Annotated in this window: 24 protein-coding genes; 15 read left to right on the top strand and 9 right to left on the bottom strand. The window is 59.4% G+C overall.

The annotated features are described in order from the left end of the window. The first annotated feature begins 13 nt into the window (after positions 1–13). From trxA to PVE73_RS01215, 10 genes are all read left to right on the top strand, one after another. Positions 14–1,006, top strand: coding sequence for a thioredoxin (trxA, locus tag PVE73_RS01260; RefSeq protein WP_277365205.1), 993 nt, complete (start codon positions 14–16; stop codon positions 1,004–1,006). Positions 1,007–1,171: 165 nt separating this feature from the next. Then, positions 1,172–1,390 (top strand): Trm112 family protein, encoded by a 219-nt coding sequence (locus PVE73_RS01255; RefSeq protein ID WP_277365204.1) that lies wholly within the window; start codon positions 1,172–1,174, stop codon positions 1,388–1,390. A 735-nt stretch (positions 1,391–2,125) separates the two neighbouring features. Further along, a complete protein-coding gene (locus PVE73_RS01250; protein WP_277367304.1) occupies positions 2,126–3,085 on the top strand; it encodes a DUF72 domain-containing protein in 960 nt (319 codons plus the stop codon). 96 nt (positions 3,086–3,181) lie between these two features. Then, entirely contained in the window at positions 3,182–3,421 is a 240-nt protein-coding gene (locus PVE73_RS01245; RefSeq protein WP_277365203.1) for a hypothetical protein, read from the top strand. A gap of 253 nt (positions 3,422–3,674) precedes the next feature. Next, complete coding sequence (locus tag PVE73_RS01240; protein WP_346772392.1) at positions 3,675–4,922, top strand: hypothetical protein; 1,248 nt, start codon at positions 3,675–3,677, stop codon at positions 4,920–4,922. Positions 4,923–5,014: 92 nt separating this feature from the next. Next, positions 5,015–6,319, top strand: coding sequence for an ABC transporter substrate-binding protein (locus PVE73_RS01235; protein WP_277365201.1), 1,305 nt, complete (start codon positions 5,015–5,017; stop codon positions 6,317–6,319). A gap of 65 nt (positions 6,320–6,384) precedes the next feature. Then, on the top strand, positions 6,385–7,266 hold the full coding sequence (locus PVE73_RS01230; protein ID WP_277365200.1) for a branched-chain amino acid ABC transporter permease: 882 nt from the start codon (positions 6,385–6,387) through the stop codon (positions 7,264–7,266). Beyond that, positions 7,263–8,219: a branched-chain amino acid ABC transporter permease gene (locus PVE73_RS01225; protein ID WP_277365199.1), complete on the top strand. Its 957-nt coding sequence runs from the start codon at positions 7,263–7,265 to the stop codon at positions 8,217–8,219. The genes PVE73_RS01230 and PVE73_RS01225 overlap by 4 nt, the downstream gene beginning before the upstream one ends. Then, on the top strand, positions 8,216–8,953 hold the full coding sequence (locus PVE73_RS01220) for an ABC transporter ATP-binding protein (protein WP_277367303.1): 738 nt from the start codon (positions 8,216–8,218) through the stop codon (positions 8,951–8,953). Before PVE73_RS01225 ends, PVE73_RS01220 begins: the two co-directional genes overlap by 4 nt. Further along, a complete protein-coding gene (locus tag PVE73_RS01215; protein ID WP_277365198.1) occupies positions 8,950–9,657 on the top strand; it encodes an ABC transporter ATP-binding protein in 708 nt (235 codons plus the stop codon). The genes PVE73_RS01220 and PVE73_RS01215 overlap by 4 nt, the downstream gene beginning before the upstream one ends. Before the next feature lie 18 nt (positions 9,658–9,675). Here PVE73_RS01215 and soxR read toward each other — a convergent pair whose 3' ends face one another. Then, positions 9,676–10,137, bottom strand: coding sequence for a redox-sensitive transcriptional activator SoxR (gene soxR, locus PVE73_RS01210; protein WP_277365197.1), 462 nt, complete (start codon positions 10,135–10,137; stop codon positions 9,676–9,678). Between the two features lie 233 nt (positions 10,138–10,370). Between soxR and PVE73_RS01205 the strand changes: the two genes are divergently transcribed. Both PVE73_RS01205 and PVE73_RS01200 read left to right on the top strand, forming a co-directional pair. Beyond that, complete coding sequence (locus PVE73_RS01205) at positions 10,371–11,198, top strand: ferredoxin--NADP reductase (protein WP_277365196.1); 828 nt, start codon at positions 10,371–10,373, stop codon at positions 11,196–11,198. Positions 11,199–11,378: 180 nt separating this feature from the next. Continuing rightward, on the top strand, positions 11,379–12,545 hold the full coding sequence (locus PVE73_RS01200; RefSeq protein WP_277365195.1) for a diphosphate--fructose-6-phosphate 1-phosphotransferase: 1,167 nt from the start codon (positions 11,379–11,381) through the stop codon (positions 12,543–12,545). Positions 12,546–12,645: 100 nt separating this feature from the next. Here PVE73_RS01200 and PVE73_RS01195 read toward each other — a convergent pair whose 3' ends face one another. The 5 genes from PVE73_RS01195 to mnmE form a co-directional block, all read right to left on the bottom strand. Continuing rightward, positions 12,646–13,512 (bottom strand): ParB/RepB/Spo0J family partition protein, encoded by an 867-nt coding sequence (locus PVE73_RS01195; RefSeq protein ID WP_277365194.1) that lies wholly within the window; start codon positions 13,510–13,512, stop codon positions 12,646–12,648. A gap of 36 nt (positions 13,513–13,548) precedes the next feature. Continuing rightward, positions 13,549–14,343, bottom strand: a complete 795-nt coding sequence (locus tag PVE73_RS01190; protein ID WP_277365193.1) for a ParA family protein — start codon at positions 14,341–14,343, stop codon at positions 13,549–13,551. A 39-nt stretch (positions 14,344–14,382) separates the two neighbouring features. Then, positions 14,383–15,015: a 16S rRNA (guanine(527)-N(7))-methyltransferase RsmG gene (gene rsmG / locus PVE73_RS01185; RefSeq protein WP_277365192.1), complete on the bottom strand. Its 633-nt coding sequence runs from the start codon at positions 15,013–15,015 to the stop codon at positions 14,383–14,385. Continuing rightward, positions 15,012–16,880 carry a tRNA uridine-5-carboxymethylaminomethyl(34) synthesis enzyme MnmG gene (mnmG, locus tag PVE73_RS01180; RefSeq protein ID WP_277365191.1) on the bottom strand — a complete coding sequence of 623 codons (1,869 nt, stop codon included), beginning with the start codon at positions 16,878–16,880 and terminating at the stop codon, positions 15,012–15,014. Before mnmG ends, rsmG begins: the two co-directional genes overlap by 4 nt. A 159-nt stretch (positions 16,881–17,039) precedes the next feature. Then, positions 17,040–18,356: a tRNA uridine-5-carboxymethylaminomethyl(34) synthesis GTPase MnmE gene (gene mnmE / locus PVE73_RS01175; protein ID WP_277367302.1), complete on the bottom strand. Its 1,317-nt coding sequence runs from the start codon at positions 18,354–18,356 to the stop codon at positions 17,040–17,042. 49 nt (positions 18,357–18,405) lie between these two features. Here mnmE and PVE73_RS01170 point away from each other — a divergent pair, with 49 nt between their 5' ends. Together PVE73_RS01170 and PVE73_RS01165 are read left to right on the top strand one after the other, a co-directional pair. Then, complete coding sequence (locus tag PVE73_RS01170) at positions 18,406–20,442, top strand: thioredoxin domain-containing protein (RefSeq protein WP_277365190.1); 2,037 nt, start codon at positions 18,406–18,408, stop codon at positions 20,440–20,442. A 125-nt stretch (positions 20,443–20,567) separates the two neighbouring features. Continuing rightward, a protein-coding gene (locus PVE73_RS01165) for an IS630 family transposase (protein ID WP_277362644.1) occupies positions 20,568–21,514 on the top strand; the annotation gives its coding sequence in 2 pieces (ribosomal slippage) (positions 20,568–20,904 and positions 20,904–21,514; 948 coding nt in all). Positions 21,515–21,529: 15 nt separating this feature from the next. Here the strand turns inward: PVE73_RS01165 and rho are convergent. The 3 genes from rho to hemE all read right to left on the bottom strand — a co-directional run bounded on the left by rho (position 21,530) and on the right by hemE (position 24,587). Then, entirely contained in the window at positions 21,530–22,795 is a 1,266-nt protein-coding gene (gene rho / locus PVE73_RS01160; RefSeq protein ID WP_277365189.1) for a transcription termination factor Rho, read from the bottom strand. A 230-nt stretch (positions 22,796–23,025) separates the two neighbouring features. Continuing rightward, positions 23,026–23,562 (bottom strand): protoporphyrinogen oxidase HemJ, encoded by a 537-nt coding sequence (hemJ, locus tag PVE73_RS01155; protein WP_277365188.1) that lies wholly within the window; start codon positions 23,560–23,562, stop codon positions 23,026–23,028. Then, on the bottom strand, positions 23,547–24,587 hold the full coding sequence (gene hemE, locus PVE73_RS01150) for a uroporphyrinogen decarboxylase (protein WP_277365187.1): 1,041 nt from the start codon (positions 24,585–24,587) through the stop codon (positions 23,547–23,549). The genes hemJ and hemE overlap by 16 nt, the downstream gene beginning before the upstream one ends. Before the next feature lie 332 nt (positions 24,588–24,919). Between hemE and PVE73_RS01145 the strand changes: the two genes are divergently transcribed. Next, entirely contained in the window at positions 24,920–25,798 is an 879-nt protein-coding gene (locus PVE73_RS01145) for a pyruvate, water dikinase regulatory protein (protein WP_277367301.1), read from the top strand.

Below are 25,798 nucleotides of genomic sequence, written 5' to 3'. Positions count from 1 at the left end.
GGAAGGGGCAGAGATGAACGACCGTGAAAACCCTTATGCGGGCGGCGGGATGACAACCAATGTCACCTTCGGAAACGCACCGCATGCGGATGCCGGCGCCGCCGGCGGGATAGCAGGGTTGTCCAGTGCGCCATCCACGGGCGATCTTATCAAAGACACCAGCACTGCCGCTTTCGCAGCTGATGTGGTGCAGGAGTCGCGCAATCAGCCGGTGCTGGTGGACTTCTGGGCGCCGTGGTGCGGGCCATGCAAGCAGCTTACGCCCACGCTTGAGAAGGTGGTGCGGGAAGTTGGCGGCCGAGTGAAGCTCGTGAAGCTCAATATCGATGAGCATCCGGCCATTCCGGGCCAACTCGGGATTCAGTCGATCCCCGCGGTGATCGCTTTCAAGGACGGCCAGCCGGTGGACGGCTTCATGGGCGCAGTCCCGGAAAGCCAGATTCGCGAGTTCATAAAGCGGATTTCCGCCGGTGGCGGTAAGCAGGTGGAGGACGCGCTTGCAGCCGCTTCCGAAGCACGGGAAGCCGGCGATTCGCAGATGGCGGCACAGATCTACTCTGCCGTTTTGCAGCAGGAGCCGGAACATGTCGAGGCGATCGCGGGCCTTGCCGATCTGCTCTTCGAGACAGGCCAGACGGAAGAAGCGCGGTCCGTTCTCGACCGGGTTCCCGAAACGAAGAGGAACGCGGCGGCGGTCGCGGCCGTGCGGGCAAAGATGGCCCTGGCGGAGCAGGTCGCAGATCTCGGAGATCCCGTCCAGCTGCAAAGGCGCCTTGAGGCCGACCCGGCCGATCACCAGGCGCGTTTCGATCTCGCGCTGGTCCAGAACGCACAGGGAAAGCGGCAGGAAGCAGCAGACAATCTGCTGGCCATCGTGAAAGCCGACCGCGACTGGAACGAGGATGCCGCGCGGGCAAAACTGCTTGAGTTCTTCGACGCCTGGGGAATGACCGATCCCGAGACGCTCGCGGCGCGACGGAAGCTTTCTTCGCTGCTGTTTTCCTAAGGGTTTCCACTACCGGAAACCCGGGTCACGTCTCGGACAGAAGCGAATGCCCCGCTGCAACAATTTCCTCGCCAGCTCGGCGGTCGGGCGGGGTCGATAGTGGCAGGTGAACCGCTCCGCGATCCCCAATGGCCTCGATGCGTAGGCCACAAGTGAGATAAGCCGATGACGGATGCTCGACAAACGGAGAGGGCTTCGATCGATCCCAAGCTTTTGGAGCTGTTGGCGTGCCCTCTGACAAAGGGTTCTTTGAAGTGGGACGCAGCCAGGAGCGAGCTCGTTTCCGTTAGGGCAGGGCTTGCCTATCCGGTCCGTGAGGGCGTCCCTGTGATGCTTGCTTCGGAAGCACGCCCCCTCGAACCGGAAAAAGCCCGGCGGGGATGAACTTGCACGATCTCGCGGCCAACGGTGCCAAGCCATCAGCCTGGCACGCATCGAGGACAAGACCGACGGATATGCAGGCCCAGTACCTTCTCCGAAACTGCTCAGTTCGGCGAGCCGGAATGCGGCACAATTCCGGTCCGCCTCGACATCGATTGAGCACGCCGTAATGCGGCCAGCAACGAGTCAAACACTGGCCGATGAGGCGCTGATGAACCCGCGCTCCGTGGCCGAGGTCGGCGCGACTGAGCGGGCAGGCGCCTCGTCAAGCTTTGTCATGCGCAATCTATAGGGATGGGCTTTTCCGGCCATCTTTCCCATCCGCCGAAGGCCCAATCCGTCTTCGGCATTGCCGCCGATCGGGCGGTGGCGCACTGGAGGAGGCTGGGCGCGCGGCAACCACGACGGCCGTCATTCTCGCCTCCGGTTTCGCCGAGCCTGATACGCGGGGCCAAGCACGTCAGCGGAGGCTGACGGAGATCAACGCACAGCTACGAGACTGACTGCGAGTATTGGAATCGCTCTCGGCTCAGCGTTAGCCCAGGCGGGGATGTTTCCCTCCCCGGCCCGCAAGCGACTTCGTCAGCACTAACCCTGCGGGCCGGCGGTGGAGCTTGCCGGCTCGCCTGCTATGACGTGAGGATGAGAAAGGGCCAGGTGCCCGGCGGACTGCCTTTGGAACGAAGCCGCCACAGGGTCGTTCCGGTGAGGAGGCAATCGTGCCCCCCGGACGGGCGAATGCAGAAGCAAGGTACGATCCGCATCGGCATTTCTGGCTGGACCTACAAACCCTGGCGCGGCGTGTTCTATCCTGAAGGCCTGCCCCAGAAGCGCGAGCTTGCTTATGCGGCGGAGCATTTTCGTACTCTCGAGATCAATGGCACGTTCTACGGCATGCAACGTCCCGAGAGCTTTGCCCGCTGGTGTGGCGAGACACCGGATGATTTCGTCTTCGCCATCAAAGGATCGCGCTACATCACGCACATGAAGCGGCTGAACGGTGTGGAAACGCCGCTCGCCAATTTCCTTGCGTCAGGTCCCCTGCGCCTCGGGCCGAAGCTCGGGCCAATCCTGTGGCAGTTTCCACCGCGCATGAAGTTCGATCCGGAGCGGTTCGAGGCATTCTTCAAGCTACTCCCGAGCGACACCGAAGCAGCAGCAGCCTTGGCCCGCAGGCATGATCGGCGCCTCGAGGGCCGTGCCTGGACCGAAGCCGGTATCAGCCAGCCGATACGCCACGCGGTAGAGATCAGGCATGACAGCTTTTGCACCGGCGCATTCATTGATCTTCTGCGCCGCTACAACATAGCGCTGGTGTGTGCAGACACGCCGGACTGGCCCCTGCTGATGGACGTTGCTGCGGACTTCATCTATTGCCGCCTCCATGGGTCCGAACACCTTTATTCGAGCGGCTACGACGACGAGGCGCTCGATCGTTGGGCGACGCGAATAAAGGCTTGGGTGAAAGGCAGGGAACCTGTGGACGCCAACCGCGTACTCTCACCGACGAAACCGCAGCCGGCGGGACGCGACGTCTATGTTTATTTCGACAATGACGCAAAGGTGCATGCCCCTTTCAACGCAGCAGACCTGGCCGCCCGTCTTGGGATCGGCAAGGCCTTGAAACGGGAGGGGCTGAAGCGCTTGGCCGGCCACGACCGCAATAAGGCCTCGTCGGCGGGGCTCGCGCAAACGTGACCCCCGCACATCTTTCACGGTGCGTCTTGCCAGGATATTGTTTTGTGCCGTTGCGAACGCGGAGAACACCGCGGCCGGCATGGAGGAGGATTTCCGATGTTGCGTTCTGCCCTGATAGTGCTGTCGCTGCTCGCCTTTCCGGCGACGGCGCTCGCCAACCAATGCCCTGCCCTCATGGCCGAAATAGACGCCGCCCTACCCAACGCCCAGCTCTCGGAAGAAGATAGGGCAAAGGTCATGGAACTGCGTGCCAGAGGCGAGCAGGAGCACCAAGCCGGCAACCATGCCGCCTCCGAGGCGACCCTGGCGGAAGCCAAAGTCCTGCTCGGGATGTAAGAACGTCAAGGCGCGCTGGAGCGGTGTCTGCACGGCGCGCCTTTTCAAGCGGGATATCCTCGGCCAGATTGGCCGGATGCGATCTACGATCATCCGCCGCGTCTTTCTTTCTCTAACCTGCACACTGTCCGCGTCTCTCTCTCAAAACGGGCATGCCCTTGCGCATGCTTCGGAGCGCGGCCATGTGCTCCTCTTGCCCACACAGTTCTACATGCTGGGTGGCGCCATCGCCGTGGCGGCGAGCTTTCTCGCATTGGCGTTCCTGCCGCCTTTGCCGCTGATGCGGCTCTTCTCGCGACGCGTTTCCCTTGGCAAGGTCCCCTTTGACGGCCGCGCACAGACCAGCTTCCTCTCATTTCTTCTTTACGTCGGTCTTCTTTATGCAGGCGTCTCCGGCAGCCGCGATCCGCTGGCGAATCCCCTTCCACTCACGATTTGGACGCTGCTGTGGGTGGGGCTCACTCTGGTACAGGGCTTGCTCGGCAACCTTTGGGCTTGGCTGAACCCGTGGTATGGCCCATGGCGGCTCTTCGTGAGGCTGACCGGAAGGTCTGGCTGGTTCCATCTCCCGGAAAAGCTCGGCTATCGCGCCGCAGTTCTGCTTTTTCTCGCCTTTGCCTGGTTCGAGCTCGTCTATATCGCGCCGGACGACCCCGCCCGCCTTGCGGCAGCCGCACTTGCTTATTGGGTAATGACATTCATGGGCATATGCCTGTTCGGTTTTAAAGCCTGGACAAGCCGGGTGGAGTTCCTCTCCGTCTTCTTCCGGATGCTCTCGCGACTTTCCCTTTTCCAAGCGCGCTTCGAAACCGGAGGCTTTCAGCTTTCACTCGGGCTCCCCGGAGCTAAGCTTGCAAATATCGAACCGCTCCCCTTAAGTGGTGTAGCGTTTCTCCTGCTCGCCCTGAGTACCGTCTCCTTCGACGGATTCATGCGGAGTTTCGTTTGGCTGGATCTGATAAGGGTAAATCCGCTCGAATTCCCCGGACGGTCGGCGGTGGTGGTGGAAAACAGCGTGGGGCTGGTTGCCTCATTCCTGGTGCTCGGCGCGTTTTTTGCGGTGGCGGTGTGGCTGGGCGAACGCTTGGCTGGCGCAAGAAGCTGGTACCGTGCGGCAGGACTGCTCGTTTGGTCCATCACTCCCATTGCGCTTGCTTACCACTTTTCCCACTACCTCACGGCTCTTCTGGTCAATGGCCAGTATGCCGTTGCCGCGCTGTCGGATCCTTTCTCCCTCGGCTGGAACCTCTTCGGCACGGCCATCCCGCATGTGCGGGCCGGCTTGACCACGGGCGCCGCTTCCGCTTGGGCGATATGGAATGCGCAGGCAGCCGCGATCGTTCTCGGTCACGTGTTGGCGGTGATGCTCGCCCATGCTCTCGCCTACCGTGTCTATGGTACCAACCGTCGCGTCGCCGCCAGTCAATTGCCGATGGCCATACTGATGATAAGTTACACCCTCTTCGGCCTGTGGCTTCTTTCGACACCAACGGCGGGTTGAACCCACGCCACCTCATTGTTGCAACTGCGAAGGTTTGGTGTTTTCTTCTCCGCGCTGCGCTTTGCGCCCGCGTCGACAGGAGAGGACGGGTCATGATCCACAAAAACAAATTCCAGGGTACGGCGGCGAACGGAATTTCCCGCAGGGCTGCCCTCCAGGGTCTGGCCACCACCGCCGGAACATTGGTTGCGCCTGGCTTCGTCCGCTATGCCCAGGCCCAGTCGTCCGCTCCCATCAAGATCGGCTTTCAGTGCCACCGGACCGGCATCGGCGCAGCCTACGGCCGCTGGTACGAACGGGTCACCACCGCAACCGCGAAGCTCATCAATGATGAAGGCGGCATCAACGGACGGCCTTTGGAGATCATTATCGAGGACGATGGCACGGACCCGAAACGCGGCTCTGAGGTGGTCGAGAAATTTGCCAACCAGCACAAGGCAGACCTTGTCTATGGCACATTGTTTTCACATGTCGTCGTGGGCTCTGCGCCGACGGCGGGCGAATTGAAGATACCCTACTACGTGGTCAGCGAAGGCTACCACGTCGCTTCCGGAAGGCTTAACCGCTATTGTGTTCAGCCCGGCATCACAGACGTAAAGGCGCAGGTGCGTTCCGTCGCTCCCTGGATAGCGGACAATCTGGGGAAAAAGGTCACCCTCATCTATCCCGATTACGCTTTCGGGCACGATCATCGTGATTTCTTCGAACCTGCGATCCGGGTCCAGGGGGGCGAGGTGATCGCCAAGGTGCCGATCCCGCCGACCGAAACCTCTTTCACCCGCTATTTCCCGCAAATACCGCGCGACACGGATGTCATCTATCACGTCATGGTGGGACCAGCGGTACTGACTTTCGTGAAGGAACTTGGCGAGTTCTTCGGTTCGGGCGGGCCGCAACTCTTCGGCTTCATCGACTCGCTCGAAGCGGTCGACATCAACAGTCCGGGGCTTGAATTCCTGGAGGGCAGCCATTTCTGGGAAGGGATGCCACGCTACGCGCAACCGGATCAGCCGGATTTCGTGACATTCTACCGGAAGACGGTCGGCATCGATGAGAACGGTGCGAGCATCAACGATCCCAAGGATGTCTCCACAGCGGCTCATATGTTCGGCTGCTGGGAAACGCTCTACATCATCAAGGCCGCCATGGAGGCAGCAGGCTATGAGGGACCGGGCGACCGCGCCAAGCTGATCGAGGCCACCGAGGCTATGACGGAGATGGAAGCCGGACGCCGGCATCCGCAGGGAAAGAAGCTTTTCAATGGCAGGACTCATCAGGTCTTCGGCGAACAGAGCATCAGCCAGGTAAAGGGCGGGAAGCTGGAGGTGGTGCATCGCACCTCCATCGAAGACGGATTGTACGAACCGGAGGCCGATTACACGACCATGCCGTTCTGACAGGGACGGTTTCCCCCTGTCCGTCGTGGGCCTCTGGCCTGCTGCACAATCCCGGATGCATTCCTATGGCCTTCGGCCCCTATCTCCTCCTCGCCACCCTGGAAGGTCTGGTCATGGCGGCCGTGCTTGCGCTGATGGCGCTGGGACTGTCGCTCGTCTTCGGCGTCATGCGTATCGTCAATGTCGCCCATGGCGAGTTCTACATGCTGGGTGCGGTGCTCGCCTGGTGGTTCGCGAGCCTCATCGGGGGGCATCCGGCCCTTGGCTTTTTGCTTGCGCTTGCGGCAAGCCCCTTGACCGTTGCCGCCGTCGCCTTTCTGTCCGAGCGCCTGGTCCTTCGCCGGCTAAACTATGAGCCGGAAACCACGATCGTCGCCACGATTGGCCTTCTCTACATCATTCAGCAACTGGCGCTCACCTTCTACGGACCGGAGGCGCGGCCTGTGCAGCCTCCTTTCGATGTGCGGCTATCGCTGCCCTGGTTCGGCTATTCGAGCTACAAACTGGCTGTTGTCGGTGCTTCGATCTTCTTGATGCTTGCGACCTGGTTTTTGCTTGCGCACACGAAGGCCGGCCTGGTCATGCGCGCGACGCAGTCAGACCGCGAGACCGCGCAGGCTTTCGGCATACCCGTCGACCGCGTCTACGCCGGTGTCTTCGCGTTGGGTGCAGGATTGGCCGCTCTTGCGGCGGTCCTGGTCGTGCCGATCCGACAGGCCCACTATCTCATGGGCCAGGATCCGTTGCTCCTGTCCTTCATAGTTGTCATCATCGGCGGGCTGGGCTCCTTGCGCGGCACGGTTATCGCCGCCCTGCTGATCGGGCTTTCGGATGGCATTATATCCATGTTCTTCTCGCCAACCCTTGCCAAAATGCTCGCGACATTGCTGGTGGCACTCGTTCTGGTCTTCCGGCCGCAAGGTCTGTTCGGAACGGTGACGCAATGACCATAAGCGCCAAGGCCCTGTGGTTGCATTTCGGTATTCTTGCCTTGCTTTTCGCGTTGAACTTCGTGCTGCCGGAATATCACCGTGGCATCTTCTCGCGCGTGATGGTGCTTGCCGTCTTCGCGATGGGTTACAATCTGGCCTACGGCTATACGGGGTTGTTGAGCCTGGGTCATGCAATGTTCTTCGCAGCCGGACTCTATGGTGCAGGCCTTACGATCTATCATCTGGACTGGAGCGTTTGGCCGGCCCTTCTGGCAGGGCTGACCGCCGGCGCGATACTGGCAGTCGCAGCAAGCTTTCTAGCTTTGCGCACCGCGGGTGTGGCCTTCATGATTGTCACTCTGATGTTCGCCCAGGTCTTCTATCTTGCCACACTCTATTTCACGACCTACACACGAGGGGAAGAAGGCCTTGTTCTCCCCCAATCGGCGCGCGTGCTTTCATTGCCCGGCATAGAGTTGAACCTCACTGATCCGGGGACGCGTTACATGGTGGCTCTAGCGCTGTTTGCCACCGTACTCTTCTCCCTCCTGTTTCTCGTGCGCTCCTCCTTTGGCCGCACACTGGTGGCAATCCGCGAAAGTGAGGAGCGTATGCGCATGCTGGGCTATGACGTCTTCACAAACAAACTCTCGTCGATGACGATTTCCGCGCTCATTTGCGCCGCCGCCGGCGCAGCATATGCCATCCTCTTCGGCTATGCCGGCTCGAGCTTCGCCTCGATCCAATATTCCATCCTCCCGCTTCTCTGGGTATTGCTGGGAGGTGCTGCCACGACGCTCGGGCCGGTGGTCGGCACATTTTTCATGTTCTACGCCGTGGATATCGCCTCCGGCTATACCAGCGCCTACATGCTGGTCGTGGGCCTCGCACTGATCCTGCTCGTCCTCTATTTTCCCAGAGGCATCGCCGGCACAGCGCGCGAAAGATGGCTTCCATGGCTGCCATAGCGCCGCTTCTTGCGACACAAGGTCTGAGCCGCTCCTTCGGCGGGCTGAAAGCAGTGGACGGGGTCGATTTCTCACTGCTTGAGGGCGAAATCCGCGCGATTATCGGCCCCAATGGCGCAGGCAAAACCACGCTTGTGAGCCTTATCTGCGGACGGATTGCGGCGTCGTCGGGCAGCGTGTTCTTCGATGGCCGCGACATTTCGCGCTTGCCCGCCCACAAGCGTGTGCGCGCCGGCATCGCTTACACCTTTCAGATAACCAGTATCTTTTCCGATCTGACCGTCTTCGACAATGTGGCGCTCGCAGTGCAGCGGCACCTGCTCGATGACGAAACCGCGCGCTTCTCGCACCAAGCACTTGCAAGACAGAGTTTCGAGGCCTTGGAGAAGGTCGGCCTTGCGCGCTATGTCGATGCTCGGGCCGGCAATCTTTCCTACGGCCATCAACGGCTCGTGGAGATCGCGATGGGGCTTGCGCTCAAGCCACGCCTTCTCATCCTCGACGAGCCGACGCAGGGGCTGTCCGATGAGGAGATAAGGAGCTTTATCGCCCTCGTCCGCGAAATCGGGAAGTCTGCTACGGTTCTCCTGATCGAGCACAATATGGATGTGGTGATGGCACTTGCCGGGCGCATCACGGTGATGGAACAAGGACGCATCCTCGCCGAAGGCACGCCCGAGGAAATCCGCGCGGATAAGGCCGTGCAGCACGCCTATTTGGGAAGTGTCCCATGAATACGGCCCTTACACTTGATCAGGTCGACTGCTTCTACGGCTCCGTACAGGTGCTGTATGGCCTCACTTTGGAATTGCGCCGGGGCGAGGTGCACTGTCTTCTCGGGCGCAACGGTGCGGGCAAGACCACGGCGCTGAAAGCGATCATGGGCCAAGTGCCGGTGAGTTCAGGCAGTATAAGGAAAGGCCATACGGAACTGTCGCGGCTTGCACCACACGAAGTGCCCAAGACCGGCATAGCCTATGTGCCGCAAGGGCGCAGGCTCTTCGCCGATCTCACAGTGGCTGAAAACCTTGAGATAGGCCTCATGACACGACGGAAAGGCGAGGCTACGCGCGAAGATGTCCTGCGTCTCTTTCCCGTCCTGCGTGAGCGGCTCAACCAGCGCTCCGGCACGCTTTCCGGAGGAGAGCAGCAGATGCTCGCTATGGCCCGTGCACTCTGTCTCGAACCCGACGTGCTGCTGCTCGATGAACCCACGGAAGGACTCCAGCCGTCGATGATCGAGCGGATCCACGAAACTGTTTCCGCCCTTCACAACAATGGCGTCTCCGTCCTGCTGGTCGAGCAAAGGCTTCACGCCGTGCTTGCCGTGGCCGCGCGCGTATCTTTCATCGAGAACGGCAGAAATCGGGAAACCGTCGATGTCGGGCGCCTGCGTGAAGACCCGGACATGGTGCATCGTTACGTTGGTGTGGGATAGCTCGGAACGCGCCAAGGGTCACGCCTGGTCAAGCAGGCGTGGACCGCTCCCCTGCTCCGCGAGTCCATCATAGGGATTGCGCAACGGACAGGTTTCGACCGACAGGCAGCCGCAGCCGATGCATTCATCCAAGTGATCGCGCAACTGCACAAGTTTGTTGATACGTGCGTCGAGATCGGCACGCCAATATTCCGAAAGTTTGCGCCAGTCGGCAGCATTTGGCGTGCGCCCTTCCGGGAGGGTGCCCAATGCCTCCCGGATGGTCGCAAGTGGGATTCCCAGCCGCTGCGCTACCTTGATGATTGCGACACGACGCAGCGCATCGCGCGAGTAGCGGCGCTGGTTTCCACTCGTCCGGTAGGAGGAGATAAGGCCCTTAGCCTCATAGAAATGCAGGGCGGAAACCGCCACTCCGCTACGGCGCGCCACCTCGCCCACGCTAAGCTCCCGCACCAGCGGCCGACCATTGCCCATACCCATGTCATGCCTCCGGGCTTGACCTCAACTAAACTTTAGGTATTAGGCGATAACAACGGGACAGAGCAAGTGGTTGGGCGATCCTACCGGCGCAAGAAGTCGCGTCTCTTTTTCTCAAGTGCGCCGGAATTCGAGAATACCAGACCTTTTGCTCTGCAGCATTTTGAAATAGGTCGATAGGCAAATCTTGGCTGAGCAAACCAAGTTGGCAAAGACCCGTTGAGAGGAAAAGCCGAATGAACACTGCCGCGCTGCACAATCTCGAAGCCGCCGACAGGCTGGAGTTTCCCATCCCCGCCGGTGTCTACGCCGAGCGCGTCGTCAGTGTGAAGCATTATACCGACCGACTGTTCTCTTTTCGCATCACGCGGCCGCAAACTTTCCGCTTCCGTTCGGGCGAGTTCGTGATGATCGGCCTGCCCAACGCGGAAAAGCCGATCTTTCGCGCTTACTCGATTGCGAGCCCTGCCTGGGATGAGGAACTGGAGTTCTTTTCCATCAAAGTGCCGGACGGCCCGCTCACCCAGCACCTGCAGAAAATCGAACCAGGAGACATCGTGCTGATGCGGCAGAAGTCGACTGGCACGCTGGTGCTCGACGCGCTGACATCGGCAAAGAGGCTCTACATGATCTCGACGGGCACGGGCATCGCCCCCTTTGCAAGTCTTATCCGCGACCCCGAAACCTACGAGAAATTCGACCAGATCATTCTCACCCATACCTGCCGCGACGTGGCGGAGCTTGCCTATGGAGCGGAATTGGTTGCCGCGACCCGCGAGGATCCGCTGATCGGTGAGCTGACCGACGGGCGGCTGCATCATTTTACGTCCACCACCCGTGAAACCTCGCGGCAGATGGGGCGCATCACGACATCGATCGAAAGCGGAGAGCTTTTCCGTGCCCTTGGCACGAAGCCGTTCGACCCCGAGAACGACCGCGTCATGATCTGCGGATCCATGGCCATGTTGAAGGATGTCAAGGCGCTCGTTGAGAAGGCGGGGCTGAAAGAAGGCTCCAATGCCGAGCCGGCCGATTTCGTCGTTGAGCGCGCCTTCGTCGGATAGCCGCCGGACAAGGTCTGCATATCGGCGTAGCGAGATGCCTGGCGGTCCCTTTGCCCGATCCGATCAGGGCGGCGAACCCGACCTGTGGCATTACCTCCTGCGATAGTTGGTCCCGCACGCTTGTTTGCTGCCCCTCCGCGGGTAAATATGTCAGTGCCTGAAAACCGACGGGAGGCGATCATGGCCGAGACATTCGTCATTGCGCAGGGCGGCGGGCCGACGGCGGTGATCAACCAGACCGTGGTAGGTGCTACGCTTGAGGCGCGAAAGCGGTTTCCAGGCGCCCGCGTTCTTGGAGCGCTGCACGGCATACGTGGAATCCGAGACGGACATTTTGTTACTCTCTCCGAACTGTCGGATGAGCAGTTGCGGGCAGTGGCGGCGACACCAGGCGCAGCGCTCGGCAGTACACGTGACAAGCCGGATGACGCTTACTGCGAATCCATCCTCGACGGCCTGCGGAAGGTCGGTGCCGACGCTTTCGTAAATATCGGGGGCAATGACACCGCCGGTACGCAGGCAATCCTTGCCGATGCCTCGAGCGGCCGGATTTCCTGCATCCACGCACCAAAGACGATCGATAACGACCTTGTGGAGAACGATCACACCCCTGGTTTCATCTCCGCTGCGGAGTTTGTAGCCGGTGCTTTCCTGAGCCTTGATCTCGATTTTCGCGCGCTTCCGGGCGTCTATGTCGGCATTGTCATGGGTCGCCATGCTGGATTTCTCACCGCTGCGGCGGCCGCCTGGTCACTCGACGAGTATAGCGCCCCACATCTCGTCTACGTGCCGGAGCGGACGTTCGAACGCGCACGCTTTATTGACGACGTCCGCGCAACCATGAGCCGGCACGGCCGCTGCATCGTCGCGATGTCCGAGGGTGTGGTCGGCGCAAATCGGCGCTCCCTGGTCGAGGAACTGGTTCCGCCGGAAATGCAGGAACGGGATCAGCATGGGAATATTCGTCTGTCGGGCACAGATCTGGGCCAGGCCGTGGAACGCATGCTGGCTGAAGATCTTCCTAGAACACGCGCCCGCGTCGATACGTTCGGCTATCTGCCGCGCGGCAACATTGCAACCATCAATGAAGACGACGCACGCGAAGCTTTCGAGGCTGGCGCCTTTGCGATCGCGTCTGCGGAGAAAGGCGCCGGCTCCGCGGCACTGCACCATAGCAGCGCCGGAACTATATTCCGGCTGGTGCCGCTCAGTGAGGTGGCGGGCAAGACAAGGCATATGCCCAGTGACTTCTTACATCCACAAGAAGACCGCGTATCGGAAATTTGCCTGAGATATCTCGCACGGCTTGTGCCCCGAAAATTCGCCGCCGCCAAACCGTTTGTGTGAATTTCCTCGCCGCGTCTATTCCTGGCTGCGGCTTGGCAAGTCTATAGGCATATGCCCGGGAGACTGCGCCGACAACGCTACTGATGCACTCTCTAATGCTCTAGCGCTGTAACAGGCGGCACAATTCGTCCAACTGCTCGAGCGAGCGATAGGAAATGCGCATCTCACCGCCCTTTTCCTTATGATTGATCGAAACCTTCAACCCAGTGTGATCACTAAGAAGTTTCTCGAGCGAAATGGTATCGGCGTCTTTTTCCTTTCGCTCCTTGGCCCGTGATGGCTCCTCATCTTGAGCGCCGGCCAGTGCTTCGGCTTGGCGAACTGACAGCCCCTCGTCGATAATGCGCTTCGCAAGCCCTGCCGGATCGACGGCAGTCACAAGGGTCCGCGCATGGCCCGCTGTCAGGGAACCGTCGATGATGAACTCCGCCACGGATTCGGGAAGCTTCAGCAGCCGCAGAGTGTTTGCAACGTGACTTCGGCTTTTGCCGATCACTTGCGCTAGGTCGGCCTGGGTATAATTATGCTCATCCATGAGCTGCTGATAACCACGTGCTTCTTCGATCGAATTGAGATCTGCTCGCTGAACATTTTCGATGATGGCGAGTTCCAACGCCGCCTTGTCATCGACGTCACGGATAATAACCGGGATCTCTGTGAGGCCCGCCCGCTGAGCAGCGCGCCATCGACGTTCGCCGGCAATGATTTCGTATCGCCCTGTTGCGGCGGCCGGCCGCACAACCACGGGCTGCACAATCCCATGCTCGCGAATGGATTGCGAGAGCTCGATGAGGTCCGTTTCGGCAAAATTGCGTCGAGGATTGCGCGGGTTCGGCGAAACGAATTCGATCGGTATGCTCCGATCGGCACGAACGGTCTCCTCCTCGCGGGTTGTGGGCTTGTCGACTTCGCCAATAAGGGCAGCAAGGCCGCGGCCGAGGCGTTTACGCGAGGGGTCTTCATTCATGACGGTGACCAGGTTCTTCAGTTTAGGGCAAAATTCTCAAGCCGCGCGAAGGCGCCGTTCTCTGCGGATGACCTCGGAAGCAAGCTGCAAGTATGCCTGGCTGCCGGAGCACTTCAAATCATAGAGGATCGCCGGCTTTCCATAGGATGGCGCCTCCGAAACGCGAACATTGCGCGGGATAACGGTCTCATAGACCGTTTCCCCCATATGAGCGCGCACGTCCTCCACCACCTGATTCGCCAGATTGTTACGTCGATCGAACATCGTTAGCACGATGCCCTGTATGGTTAACGAGGGATTGATGGAACCACGAATTTGTTCCACCGTCTCAAGAAGCTGGCTCAGCCCTTCGAGCGCGAAGAACTCACACTGGAGAGGGACGAGCACCGAGTCCGCGGCAGCCATGGCGTTAAGTGTCAACAGGTTGAGAGACGGCGGACAATCGATCAGGACGTAGGAGAATCCCTTTTTCGAAGGCGCTTGCCGCAAGGCATTGCGCAGCTTGAGAACTCGATCGGCGGAAGTGGAGATTTCCATCTCGATACCGAGCAGGTCGAGCGTAGAAGGAACAATCGCCAATCCGGGAACGGCGGTTTCCATTGCCGCCCCATCGATATCCGATGCGCCGGTGAGAACGTCATAGGATGAAACATGCCGCGCCGGTCTATCTATACCCAATCCGGTGCTTGCATTTCCCTGCGGATCGAGATCCACAATCAGAACACGTTCACCGATCGCGGCCAGCGCCGTGGCAAGGTTGATGGCAGTGGTGGTTTTCCCGACCCCGCCTTTCTGATTTGCGACGGTGATAATGCGTGAAGGCTTGCTCATAGGCCCCCTGCCAACAACGAATCCGAGAACCAGCGATCGCTAGAGGCGGCGAAGATTGCTTATATCCAGAATCACGCCGTCCCCTCCAACCTTGTTGCGATGTTCTATCAGATCGAATCCCCAGGCGTCACGGCTTTCTTCCACCTCACGTCGATAATCCCGGCCTTTATGAAACAACGCTCTTGCTCCTTCGCTCATCCAAGAAGCTGCGAGTTCCAGCAAAACGGGCAGCGGCGCCAGCGCGCGTGCCGTGATGATGTCCGGCGTCTCGAGATGCCCGAAACACTTCTCGACTCGCCGCGCATGGACGGAGGCTGGCGCATCGAGCGAAGCCAAAACAGTCTGAAGAAAGGCTGCCTTTTTTCGGTTGCTCTCGATCAGATCGACATGCCCTCCTTCTCGACCGGCGATCATGATCGCCACGATAGCGCCCGGAAAGCCCCCGCCGGAGCCAAGATCCAGCCAATACCTCGCGTTGGGAGCCAGCCGTGGCAGTTGTGCGCTATCCAGGATGTGCCGTTCCCATAGATGCGGAAGACTTGAGGGAGCCGCAAGATTGATCCGCGCCGACCACCTGACGAATGCTGCCTCGAAGCACTCGATGCGCTCGAATGTTTCACGTGAAACGGATCCGGCAACCTTCTCTAAGGCAAGAAACCGTCCGCCGGTCATGCAGCACCCTTCAGTGCGTTGCCGCGCTGCAGGGCCAACAGGATGAGGGACAGCGCGGCCGGAGTCATCCCATCGATCCGTTGAGCCTCCGCCAAAGTCCGTGGCCGGCGGCGTCGAAGCTTGTCCTTAAGCTCATTAGAAAGTCCCGGAACGGCATCAAAGTCAACGGAATCGGGGATTGCCCTGTTTTCCTCACGCCGCACTCTCTCAACATCCGCCGCCTGCCGGTCTAAATAAACGGCATAGCGAGCCTCTGTCTCCAGGCGCTCGCCCGTTTTTGCATCAATAGCGGATAGCTCGGCCCAAATTCCAGCCAACCTTCGCAGTGACATATCCGGGTGGGACAGAAGGTCATAGGCAGTGCGCCGGACTCCGTCGCGATTGAGGGACAGGCCATGCTGGGCCGCCTCGTTTGGCGTCAGGCTAAGCCTTCGCAGGAGCGCGCGTGCCTCTTCAAGCAACCGTTCTGAAGTTGAAAATCTTTCCAAACGCGCGGCGGAAGCGATTCCCCATTGCATGGCGATTGGAGTGAGGCGGATGTCGGCATTGTCAGCGCGAAGCGAAAGGCGGAACTCGGCACGTGAAGTAAACATGCGGTACGGCTCGGTTACGCCTCTCGAGATGAGATCATCTATCATGACGCCGATATAGGCTTCTGTTCGGCTGAGACTTACCAAGGCACCGCCTGAAGCAATCCTTGCGGCATTGACGCCGGCGACGACACCCTGGGCGGCAGCCTCCTCATAGCCAGTGGTTCCATTGATCTGGCCTGCAAGAAAGAGACCGCGCACACGCCGCGTCTCGAGAGAAGGATCGAGCTCGCGCGGATCAACATGATCGTACTCGATTGCATAACCTGGCTGGAGAACGCTGGCTCTTTCGAGCCCTGGTATCGTTTTCAGGAATGCATGTTGAACGTCCTCTGGAAGCGAGGTCGATATACCGTTGGGATAGACTGTATCGTCGTTGAGGCCTTCCGGTTCCAGGAATATCTGATGACCATCGCGCTCCCCGAACTTGACGATCTTGTCCTCGATCGATGGACAATAGCGGGGACCGATCCCCTCTATCTGTCCGGAATACATCGCAGAGCGGCCGAGATTCTCCTGAATAACCTGGTGAGTTTCGCTTGTCGTTCGTGTTATCCCGCAGGTAACCTGAGGGTTGGCGATCTTGTCCGTCATCAGGGAAAATGGCACCGGGTCGTTGTCCGCCTCTTGTGCATCGAGCCGATCCCAATCGATGGTTTTGCCGTCCAGCCGAGGTGGCGTTCCTGTCTTCAGCCTTCCTAGGGCGAATCCGGCCGCTTCCATGGAAGCGGACAGTTGCTTCGCAGCGGGCTCGTTGACCCGCCCGGCCGGTATTTTCTTCTCGCCGATATGGATCAAGCCGCGCAAGAAAGTCCCTGTCGTGAGGACTACCGCACCGCACCCTATTCGGCGGTTGTCAGATAGGAGCACATGCGTGATTCGACCGCCTTCAATGCCCAGCACATGAACTTCAGCTTCGATCGTATGAAGGTTCTCCTGAGTGTCGATCGCAGCCTGCATGGCGTTGCGGTATAGTATTCGGTCCGCTTGCGCGCGAGGCCCACGAACAGCAGGTCCCTTCCTGCGATTCAAAAGCCGGAACTGAATACCCGCTAAGTCTGCAACACGGCCCATCAGCCCGTCGAGAGCGTCGATCTCTCGCACCAGTTGCCCCTTACCGATACCGCCGATAGCCGGGTTGCAGGACATGACACCGATGGTATCTCGGCGCAAAGTGATAAGGGCCGTTCTGGCGCCGGCTCGTGCCGCCGCCGCTGCAGCCTCGCAACCGGCATGGCCACCGCCAATAACGACAACGTCGAAACTCTTGCTCATTGCAGATCCTCGCAGCTGGCTTCTGATGCTTATATCGCGTTAGCCAGTCAAGTCTTTCGCTTGTTTCACGTGAAACTGACCGAAGGGGGCCGGCTTGTCTCACGGACAATGTTTCACGTGAATCGCACTGCTGGTTCGAGCCTGGTTGTTTCACGTGAATCATTTGCCGATGCAAAAGGTTGAAAAGATCGTGTCCAGCAGATCCTCGGTCCCGATCTCGCCGAAAATGCGTCCAAGCGCATCGCCTGCCAAGCGCAGATGTTCTGCACGCAATTCAAGCCCGGCCGCTTCGCCCGCGATTGCCTCATCCAAGGCTTCGATCGCCTCCTGTAGAAGAACGACGTGCCGAGCGCGGAAAGGCAGGGTCTCGCCCGCCTGGCTATGGTATCCGGTGCTCACGCTGCGGAGAAGGCCGACAAGTCCGTCGAGGCCATCACCCGTCTTTGCCGATATCACGCAGTCATAGCGCTTCTCATCCCATGTTCCGGCCAAATCCATTTTATTGCCTACCCGGAGGGCGAGCTTATCCGGAATCCCGCCAAATTCGGCTGGAGACGTGATGTCCTCCAGAAGCAGAAGGAGATCTGCATCTCGTGCTCGCTCAAATGTTCGCTCAATGCCAATCGCCTCGATTCGACCGCTCGCCTCCCTTATGCCGGCGGTGTCCGCGAGAATCACTTTCATCCCGTGCAGGTCGAGACTCACCTCTAGAATGTCACGGGTGGTCCCTGGCTCCTCCGTCACGATCGCTACCTCCCGGCGGGCCAGCGCATTGAGAAGGCTTGACTTACCGGCGTTCGGCGCGCCGAGAATGACGACCACAAGGCCCTTTCGAATGATCTCTGCAGTGCGGTAGGTCGCCTTATGTTCCGCCAGTTCCCCCCGGAGAAGGTGGATATCACCCCAAACCGTGTCACCAACGGATCCTGGGACATCGGCTTCGTCGGCAAAGTCGAGTTCTGCCTCGATCATTGCCCTGGCGCGTATAAGCCGCTGCCGCCAATCCATATAGAGTCGCCGGTGCGCCCCGCTGCCGTTGGACAACGCAAAACGGCGTTGAGCCTCTGTTTCGGCCCCTATGAGATCGGAGAGAGCTTCCGCGCCGGTTAAATCCACCTTCCCGTTGAGAAAGGCACGCTTTGTAAACTCTCCGGCTTCTGCTTGCCGAAGGGACCGCAGGCTGCCCAACAGGTTCAGCACAGCGGCCACCACAGCCCTCCCGCCATGCAGATGGAGTTCTGCACAATCCTCACCGGTGAAACTGGCAGGACCCGGGAAATATAAAACCAAGCCCTGGTCAAGGATGGCTCCGCCCGAATCGCGGATCTCGGTCAATCGAGCGTACCTGGCCTTGGGAGCACTGCCGGCCACCCGCTCTAACACGTTCCTGGTCGCAGGACCGGATATTCGGATCACGGCCACGCCCGAAGGCAGGGCACCGCTTGATAGCGCGAAAATCGTATCGCGGACTGGTATTTGATTGGGCACGACGAGCGCTCTACCTTCTAGCGAAAGGATAGGAGAGATGCGCGTGGTCTTACCTCACAAGAACTTGCTTGGCGAGCAAACAAGCCCTTATCTGCTCCAGCACAAGGACAATCCGGTGCACTGGAGACCATGGTCACCTGAAGCACTGGCCGAGGCAAAGTCGCTTAACCGCCCGATCCTTCTGTCGGTGGGCTATGCTGCATGTCATTGGTGCCACGTCATGGCCCACGAGTCTTTCGAGGACGGTCGGGTGGCTGAGGTGATGAACCAACTCTTTGTAAACATCAAAGTGGATCGGGAGGAACGTCCGGACATAGACCAGATCTACATGGCCGCACTTGCGGCCATGGGCGAGCAGGGCGGATGGCCATTAACCATGTTTTTAACCCCGGAGGCGAAGCCCTTTTGGGGTGGGACCTATTTTCCGAAGGAGGCCCGTTTTGGAAGGCCTGGGATCCTAGATGTTTTGAAGGCGGTGCATACCGCCTGGCGGGACAAGCAGACAGAGATCTTGCGCAGCGCTGAAGCCCTCTCCTCCCATGTTCACCAGCGTCTCGCGCCGGAAGCGCTCAAACCCGCGGCCGAACCGCCCCTGAGTGACTTTGCAGGAAAGATAGCAGCGCTGATCGACCCGCAGTTCGGAGGTTTGCGCGGCGCCCCGAAATTCCCAAATGCGCCCTTCCTCAATCTGCTTTGGGTCGACTGGCTGGAAAACGCCAAGAGGGATCATCGCAATGCGGTTCTCCTGACGCTTCGTCAGATGCTCTCGGGCGGCATCTACGATCATGTCGGCGGCGGTCTCGCGCGATACTCGACGGACGAGCAGTGGCTGGTGCCGCATTTTGAAAAGATGCTTTATGACAACGCTCAGCTCATCCAACTCTGCTCTTTCGCCTATGCGGAAACCGGTGAGGAGCTGTTCCGGATCCGAATCGATGAGACGGCTGAGTGGCTTCTTCGTGAAATGCGTATGCAGAGCGCCGGGTTCGCATCCAGCCTCGATGCAGATTCAGAGGGTGAAGAGGGTAAGTTCTACCTTTGGACCCACGACGAAATAGAGAAGGTCCTGGGAGCGGATTCGGAAAAATTGCTCGCATATTATGGCCTTGCGAACCCGAGCGGATGGGAAGGAAACCCCATCCTCCACCGTCTGCATCATCCCGCAGCATTGAGCGATGCTGAGGAGCGAGACGTACGGGGGCTGCTGGATCAACTGCTTATCGCCCGCGAAGCGCGCGTGCGTCCCGCCCGTGACGACAAAGTCCTCGTAGATTGGAATGGCCTCGCAATAGCGGCGTTGGCGACCGCAGGCCGTCAACTCCAAAAACCGGATTGGGTCGACGCGGCCTCCTCCGCATTTCATTTCGTATGCGAATCGATGGAGGACGGGCGTTTGCCCCACAGCATCCGCGGCGCAAAACGCCTCTTCCCGGCTATGGCGAGCGATTATGCAAGCATGATCCAAGCAGCCATCGCTGTTCATGGTGCAGTACAGGACGACATTCTCGTCCGACAAGCAGAAGCCTGGGCACAGATGCTCGACCGCTGGTACCTCGACGAGACGGGGAGCGGCTATTATCTCACCGCCGCCGACAGCGCTGATACACCCATGCGTATCCGCGGAGACGTGGACGAAGCGGTACCCTCGGCCACGGCGCAGGTGATCACCGCGCTTGCACAGCTTTCCACGCTCTCCGGTGATCACGGCCTGTATGAAAGAGCGGTGAAGATGGCTGAAGCCGCTTTGGGCCGAGTTCGCAACCAACCCTATGGTCAGGCGGGAATCGTCCATGCAGCTGCGTTGGTCCAGCGCCCCAGGAAATTGCTGATGAGTGATCCAACCGGGACTGACTTTGTTCCGGTTGCGAACCGGATGCCGGACCCGCGGCGGGTCGACATTGTCGTCACTGCAGGAGGAACCGCGGCAGAACGGCACTCCGAAATCCAGATCGACCGGTCAGCTCGTGCCGCCTGGCTCTGCATCGGGCAAAGTTGCCTTCCCCCGATCCATGATCCTGCCGCGCTCGCGACAGCTTTGAAGGTAACGCCAAGGTCCAGAGATCGGAAGCAATGACAGGCTAGTGCCCAAATGTTTCGCGACTGCCTAGAGCGGTTCCGGTTGTGTCTGAATCGAAGGGGGATTCCGATTTCGGAGGTTTTGTGATTCAAGATGCTGGCTGGAGTGGAGGCCAGCATGGGATGACGCGACCTCTTTCGAATGATCTGCGTGAACGTGTTGTTGGGGCGGTCGAGGCCGGCGAGAGCTGCCGGTCGGTGGCGGCTCGTTTCGGCGTTGCCGTCTCGTCGGCGGTGAAGTGGTCTCAGCGCTACCGTGCGAGCGGGTCTGTGGCGCCGGGCAAGATGGGCGGGCACCGCAAGCGCGTGCTGGAGCCGCACCGTGCCTTCATCGCCGAGCGGATCAGCCAGACGCCGCATCTGTCGCTGCACAAGCTGAAGGAAGAGCTGGCGGCGCGCGGCGTGAAGGTGTCGCACGATACGGTGTGGCGGTTCCTGCGCCGCGAGGGGCTTCGGTTCAAAAAACGCTGTTCGCCCTTGAGCAGGCTCGTGCCGACATCGCCCGCCGGCGGCAACGCTGGCGTTCTTGGCAGTCCGGTCTCGATCCGACACGGCTGGTGTTCATCGACGAGACCTGGATCAAGACCAACATGGCGCCGCTGCGGGGCTGGGGACCACGCGGCAAGCGCCTGCGCGGCTTTGCCCCGCACGGCCACTGGCGCACGCTGACCTTCCTCGGCGCTTTGCGCCATGACCGGCTGACGGCGCCTTGCGTCTTCGATGGACCGATCAACGGCCAGTGCTTCCGCGCCTATGTCGAGCAGCAGCTCGTGCCGGTGCTTGAACCGGGCGACATCGTCGTCATGGACAATCTCGGCTCACACAAGTCGGCCGCCGTCCGGCAGATGATCAAAGCCGCCGGCGCAAGGCTCTGGTATCTGCCCCCATACTCGCCCGACCTCAATCCGATCGAGCAGGCCTTCGCCAAGATCAAGCATTGGATGCGCGCGGCTCAGAAGCGGACCATCGAGGAGACATGGCGGCACATCGGCGGCCTCGTCTCCTTAATCCAGCCCAGTGAATGCAGCAACTACTTCGTCAATGCAGGATACGCTTCCGTCAAAACCTGAAAGGCTCTAGCGTCCTCAAGTATTCATGGAATCAAAGAACTCGGCGTTACCCTTGGTCTGTTTGAGCTTATCGATGAGGAACTCAATGGCGTCTGTCGTCCCCATGGGTGCAAGGATTCGCCGCAACACGAAAATCTTCTGAAGATCCTGACGAGGCACCAGGAGGTCCTCTTTGCGGGTTCCGGATTTGAGAATGTCCATTGCGGGGTAGATCCGCTTGTCGGCCACCTTGCGGTCAAGCACGATCTCGGAATTGCCCGTTCCTTTGAACTCTTCGAAAATAACCTCGTCCATGCGGCTGCCCGTGTCGATAAGCGCCGTGGCGATGATGGTGAGTGAGCCGCCTTCCTCGATATTGCGGGCTGCGCCGAAGAAGCGCTTCGGTCTCTGCAAGGCGTTGGCGTCCACACCACCGGTCAGGACTTTGCCCGAAGATGGCACGACAGTGTTGTAGGCGCGGCCGAGGCGGGTGACCGAATCGAGAAGAATGACGACATCTCGCCCATGCTCTACCAGACGCTTTGCTTTCTCGATTACCATCTCGGCAACTTGGACATGGCGCGAGGCCGGTTCGTCAAAGGTCGAGGAGATAACCTCACCTTTCACCGAGCGCTGCATATCCGTAACCTCTTCCGGTCTCTCATCGATCAGAAGGACGATGAGGTAGCACTCCGGATGATTGGTCGTGATCGAGTGAGCGATGTTCTGAAGCAGAACCGTTTTACCCGTACGGGGAGGCGCCACGATCAGTCCTCGCTGGCCTTTGCCCAGCGGCGCGACAAGGTCGATCACCCGCGGTGAAAGATCCTTTGTCGTCGGATTCTCGATCTCCATTCTTAGCCGCTCGTCAGGATAAAGCGGTGTCAGATTGTCGAAGTGGATCTTGTGCCGGATCTTCTCGGGATCCTCGAAATTGATCGTATTGACCTTGAGCAGGGCAAAGTAGCGCTCACCCTCCTTGGGACTCCGAATGGGCCCTTCGACCGTATCGCCGGTCTTGAGTGAAAAACGCCGGATCTGCGAAGGCGAAATGTAGATATCGTCCGGACCAGGAAGATAGTTGGCAGTGGCGGATCGCAGGAAGCCGAACCCATCCTGGAGGACCTCCACGACACCGTCGCCGATGATCTCGATGTCCTGCATCGAGAGTTTCTTCAGGATTGCGAACATCAGCTCCTGTTTACGCATGATGCTCGCGTTCTCGACCTCGAGCGACTCTGCAAATGCAATAAGGTCGGTTGGCGATTTGCTCTTCAGCTCTTGGAGTTTCATTTCCTGCATAAGGGCGGACTCTAAATGTAGCATAGGGATACCGGAGATGGCTGGGCGCTCTTGCGGGCCTGCAGCGTCCGAAACTTCAGACGGAACGGCACCAGACATGAAGGGAAGGAAGACCCTTTTATCGTCCCGTCCGGAAAAGAGCAAGGAGTGATTTTCTCTCACTCCCTCAACAGCCCAAATGGAAATAACCGCTCGGGCGCCCCGGCTCACTTGAGCTAAACAACGGGCGTTCAAAAGGGTTTCACAATCACCAGGATAACGATGACGATCATGAGAAAGGTAGGCACTTCGTTGAGGATTCGCCAGTGCCGTGCCAATTTTTTGTTCTGATCCTTCTCGAACATCCGCTGAGATTTCGCCAGATAACCGTGAAGAGCGGAGAGAAGAACCACGAGACCGATCTTGGCGTGCAGCCACCCGCCCGAGAAGTCGAATCCTTTCCAGGCAAGCCAAAGGCCGAACACCCAGGTTGCTATCATGGCGGGATTGATGATGAAACGCAGAAGCCGCGCTTCCATCAACTTGAACGTCTCGCTCTGGGCCGAACCTGCTTCGACCTGAGAATGATAGACGAAAAGACGTGGCAGATAGAGCATCCCTGCCATCCAGGAGATCACTGCAACCACGTGAAAGGCTTTGATCCAGAGATAAAGGCCGTCGGGCGCTGCTGCGAAAAGGAGAACCGTCAGGAGGAGGAAGATCGCAAGGGACACGGCTGCTCTCCGTGCAGCGGCTTTCCCGCCGCTGACGCTTACGTCGGTTGCCATGATTGTTCCTCCCGCACCTGGTTGATCATCGCCTGTACATGCTCAACGGGTGTCTCAGGTGTGATGCCGTGGCCGAGATTGAAAATGAACGGGCCGCCGCTCAGTGCCGACATGATCGACTTGACGCCCTCCGAGAGAGCTTTGCCGCCGGCGACGAGCCGCATGGGGTCCAAATTGCCCTGCACGGCACCTTCCATTTGCAGCCGGCCCGCTTCATCGAGCGGCACCGTCCAATCGAGCCCGAGCCCCTTCACACCGGTTTCGCGGCGATAGCGGCGATAGAGCCATCCCGCTCCCTTCGGAAACCCGATGATGGGAGTGGTGGGATGCTTCTGCCGTACTCGCCGCACGATTTCCGCTACGGGCCGTATGCACCAGCGATCGAAGCTCTTCTCATCCAACACGCCGGCCCAGGAATCAAAGATCTGCACCGCATCAGCTCCTTCGTCGATCTGCCGGATGAGATAATCCGCAGAAGCTGCGGCAATGTCATCGAGGAGACGGGAAAGCGCTTCGGGATGCCTGTAGCTGAACAGACGCGCGGGCGCCTGGTCCGCGGTTCCGCGCCCGGCGATCATGTAGGTGGCAACTGTCCAGGGAGCGCCACAGAAGCCGATCAACGCGGCTTCTTCCGGCAATTCCTGCCGTAGCCGCCGCACGGTCTCGTATACCGGCTTCAGATGTTCGTGAAAACCATCCATGCTCAGAGCCACGGCTTCCTCCGCCCCGATTGGCGTCATAAGCGGTCCGAGCCCTTCCTCGAAGCGCAAGTCGCGGCCCAGCGCATGGGGCACGACGAGGATGTCGGAAAAAAGAATGGCGGCATCAAAACCGAAGCGACGGATCGGCTGCAGCGTCACCTCGACCGCGAAATCTGGATTGTAGCAAAGATCCAGGAAACTTCCGGCTTTCCGGCGCGCTTCCCGATATTCGGGCAAATACCGTCCCGCTTGGCGCATCAGCCAGACGGGTGGCGGAAAGGCTGTCCGCCCCTTCAGCACTTCCAAAAGCTTCCGTTCCGCCACGTTTCAGGTCTCCGGATTCAAAAAATAAAGATTCTATAAAAAAGGTTTCTGATTCTATGACTCTGTTTGGAACGTGGATTAAATCCTGTCCACCGGAAGGCATTCCCGGCGCCCGAGCAAATTGCCGCGCCTTATATCCGTACAATGTGGAAAATTGCGACAGAGGTCAAAAAAATCCCGCATTTTCAATACCTTTTCTCATGCAGAGAGAAGCAGATCCCGGCATCGACATGTGGACATGGTCCATCATCAACATAGTTCTGCACACCCCGCGATGCATTGCGCCATTCCCGATGGGTGTGGATCACGACCCGGTTTTTCCAGAGCCGAAAATTCGCCAAGCGTGTTTCGCCGCGCTATCAACATCTCTCCACAGAGTGGAATCGGAACCTGTGCAAAAGCCCCAGAGCTTCTTTCATCTCCACCTGATTTCAGATGCCACGGGCGAAACGTTGCTCGCGGCCGGAAGAGCGGCTGCCGCGCAATACAAGAATGCGCGTGCCATCGAGCACATTTACCCGTTGGTGCGCACGGAAAAGCAGCTCGACAAGGTCTTCGCCGAAATCGATGAAGAACCGGGGATCGTGCTTTACACGATTGTTGATCAAAAGCTTGCTCGCGAAGTGGACGAGCGCTGCCAATCCATGGGTTTGCCAAGCGTCTCCGTCCTAGAGCCTGTCCTCACGGTGTTCCAGTCCTATCTGGGCACACCCGCAGGTCGCCGGGTTGGCGCCCAGCACGTCTTGGATGCCGAATATTTTCGCCGCATCGATGCGTTGAATTTCACCATGGAACACGATGACGGCCAACTTCCGCAGGATGTGGATGAGGCCGACATCATCCTTGTCGGCGTATCCCGCACATCGAAGACGCCGACCAGCATCTATCTGGCAAATCGTGGCATCAAGACTGCGAATGTGCCCATCGTTCTCGACGTGCCGTTGCCGGAGCCGATGTTGAAGGCAACGCATCCGTTGGTCGTTGGCCTTATCGCTTCCGCCGAGCGCATTTCCCAGGTTCGGCAGAACCGGCTTCTCGGCACGATCAGCGTGGACTTCGATGCTTATGTCGATCGTGTGGCCATTGCCCGGGAACTCGCCTATGCACGCCAGCTTTGCGCACGATACAATTGGCCCGTGATCGATGTCACGCGCCGCTCCATCGAGGAAACCGCGGCGGCCATATTGGCCCTGCGCGGCAAGCCCTGGTGA

The organism is Chelativorans sp. AA-79, assembly GCF_029457495.1.
GTDB lineage: Bacteria > Pseudomonadota > Alphaproteobacteria > Rhizobiales > Rhizobiaceae > Chelativorans.
This window is presented reverse-complemented; position numbering and strand designations above follow the sequence as displayed.

Excerpts from the sequence above, each read along its gene's own strand:
- PVE73_RS01225 (WP_277365199.1), top strand. The coding sequence starts at position 7,263 with ATGACCATAAGCGCCAAGGCCCTGTGGTTGCATTTCGGTATTCTTGCC.
- PVE73_RS01250 (WP_277367304.1), top strand. The coding sequence starts at position 2,126 with ATGCAGAAGCAAGGTACGATCCGCATCGGCATTTCTGGCTGGACCTAC.
- hemJ (WP_277365188.1), bottom strand. The coding sequence starts at position 23,562 with ATGGCAACCGACGTAAGCGTCAGCGGCGGGAAAGCCGCTGCACGGAGA.
- mnmG (WP_277365191.1), bottom strand. The coding sequence starts at position 16,880 with ATGAGCAAGAGTTTCGACGTTGTCGTTATTGGCGGTGGCCATGCCGGT.
- rsmG (WP_277365192.1), bottom strand. The coding sequence starts at position 15,015 with ATGACCGGCGGACGGTTTCTTGCCTTAGAGAAGGTTGCCGGATCCGTT.
- PVE73_RS01190 (WP_277365193.1), bottom strand. The coding sequence starts at position 14,343 with ATGAGCAAGCCTTCACGCATTATCACCGTCGCAAATCAGAAAGGCGGG.
- PVE73_RS01215 (WP_277365198.1), top strand. The coding sequence starts at position 8,950 with ATGAATACGGCCCTTACACTTGATCAGGTCGACTGCTTCTACGGCTCC.
- PVE73_RS01255 (WP_277365204.1), top strand. The coding sequence starts at position 1,172 with ATGACGGATGCTCGACAAACGGAGAGGGCTTCGATCGATCCCAAGCTT.
- PVE73_RS01235 (WP_277365201.1), top strand. The coding sequence starts at position 5,015 with ATGATCCACAAAAACAAATTCCAGGGTACGGCGGCGAACGGAATTTCC.
- rho (WP_277365189.1), bottom strand. The coding sequence starts at position 22,795 with ATGCAGGAAATGAAACTCCAAGAGCTGAAGAGCAAATCGCCAACCGAC.
- PVE73_RS01170 (WP_277365190.1), top strand. The coding sequence starts at position 18,406 with ATGCGCGTGGTCTTACCTCACAAGAACTTGCTTGGCGAGCAAACAAGC.
- PVE73_RS01200 (WP_277365195.1), top strand. The coding sequence starts at position 11,379 with ATGGCCGAGACATTCGTCATTGCGCAGGGCGGCGGGCCGACGGCGGTG.
- PVE73_RS01195 (WP_277365194.1), bottom strand. The coding sequence starts at position 13,512 with ATGAATGAAGACCCCTCGCGTAAACGCCTCGGCCGCGGCCTTGCTGCC.
- PVE73_RS01205 (WP_277365196.1), top strand. The coding sequence starts at position 10,371 with ATGAACACTGCCGCGCTGCACAATCTCGAAGCCGCCGACAGGCTGGAG.
- soxR (WP_277365197.1), bottom strand. The coding sequence starts at position 10,137 with ATGGGTATGGGCAATGGTCGGCCGCTGGTGCGGGAGCTTAGCGTGGGC.
- trxA (WP_277365205.1), top strand. The coding sequence starts at position 14 with ATGAACGACCGTGAAAACCCTTATGCGGGCGGCGGGATGACAACCAAT.
- PVE73_RS01245 (WP_277365203.1), top strand. The coding sequence starts at position 3,182 with ATGTTGCGTTCTGCCCTGATAGTGCTGTCGCTGCTCGCCTTTCCGGCG.
- PVE73_RS01230 (WP_277365200.1), top strand. The coding sequence starts at position 6,385 with ATGGCCTTCGGCCCCTATCTCCTCCTCGCCACCCTGGAAGGTCTGGTC.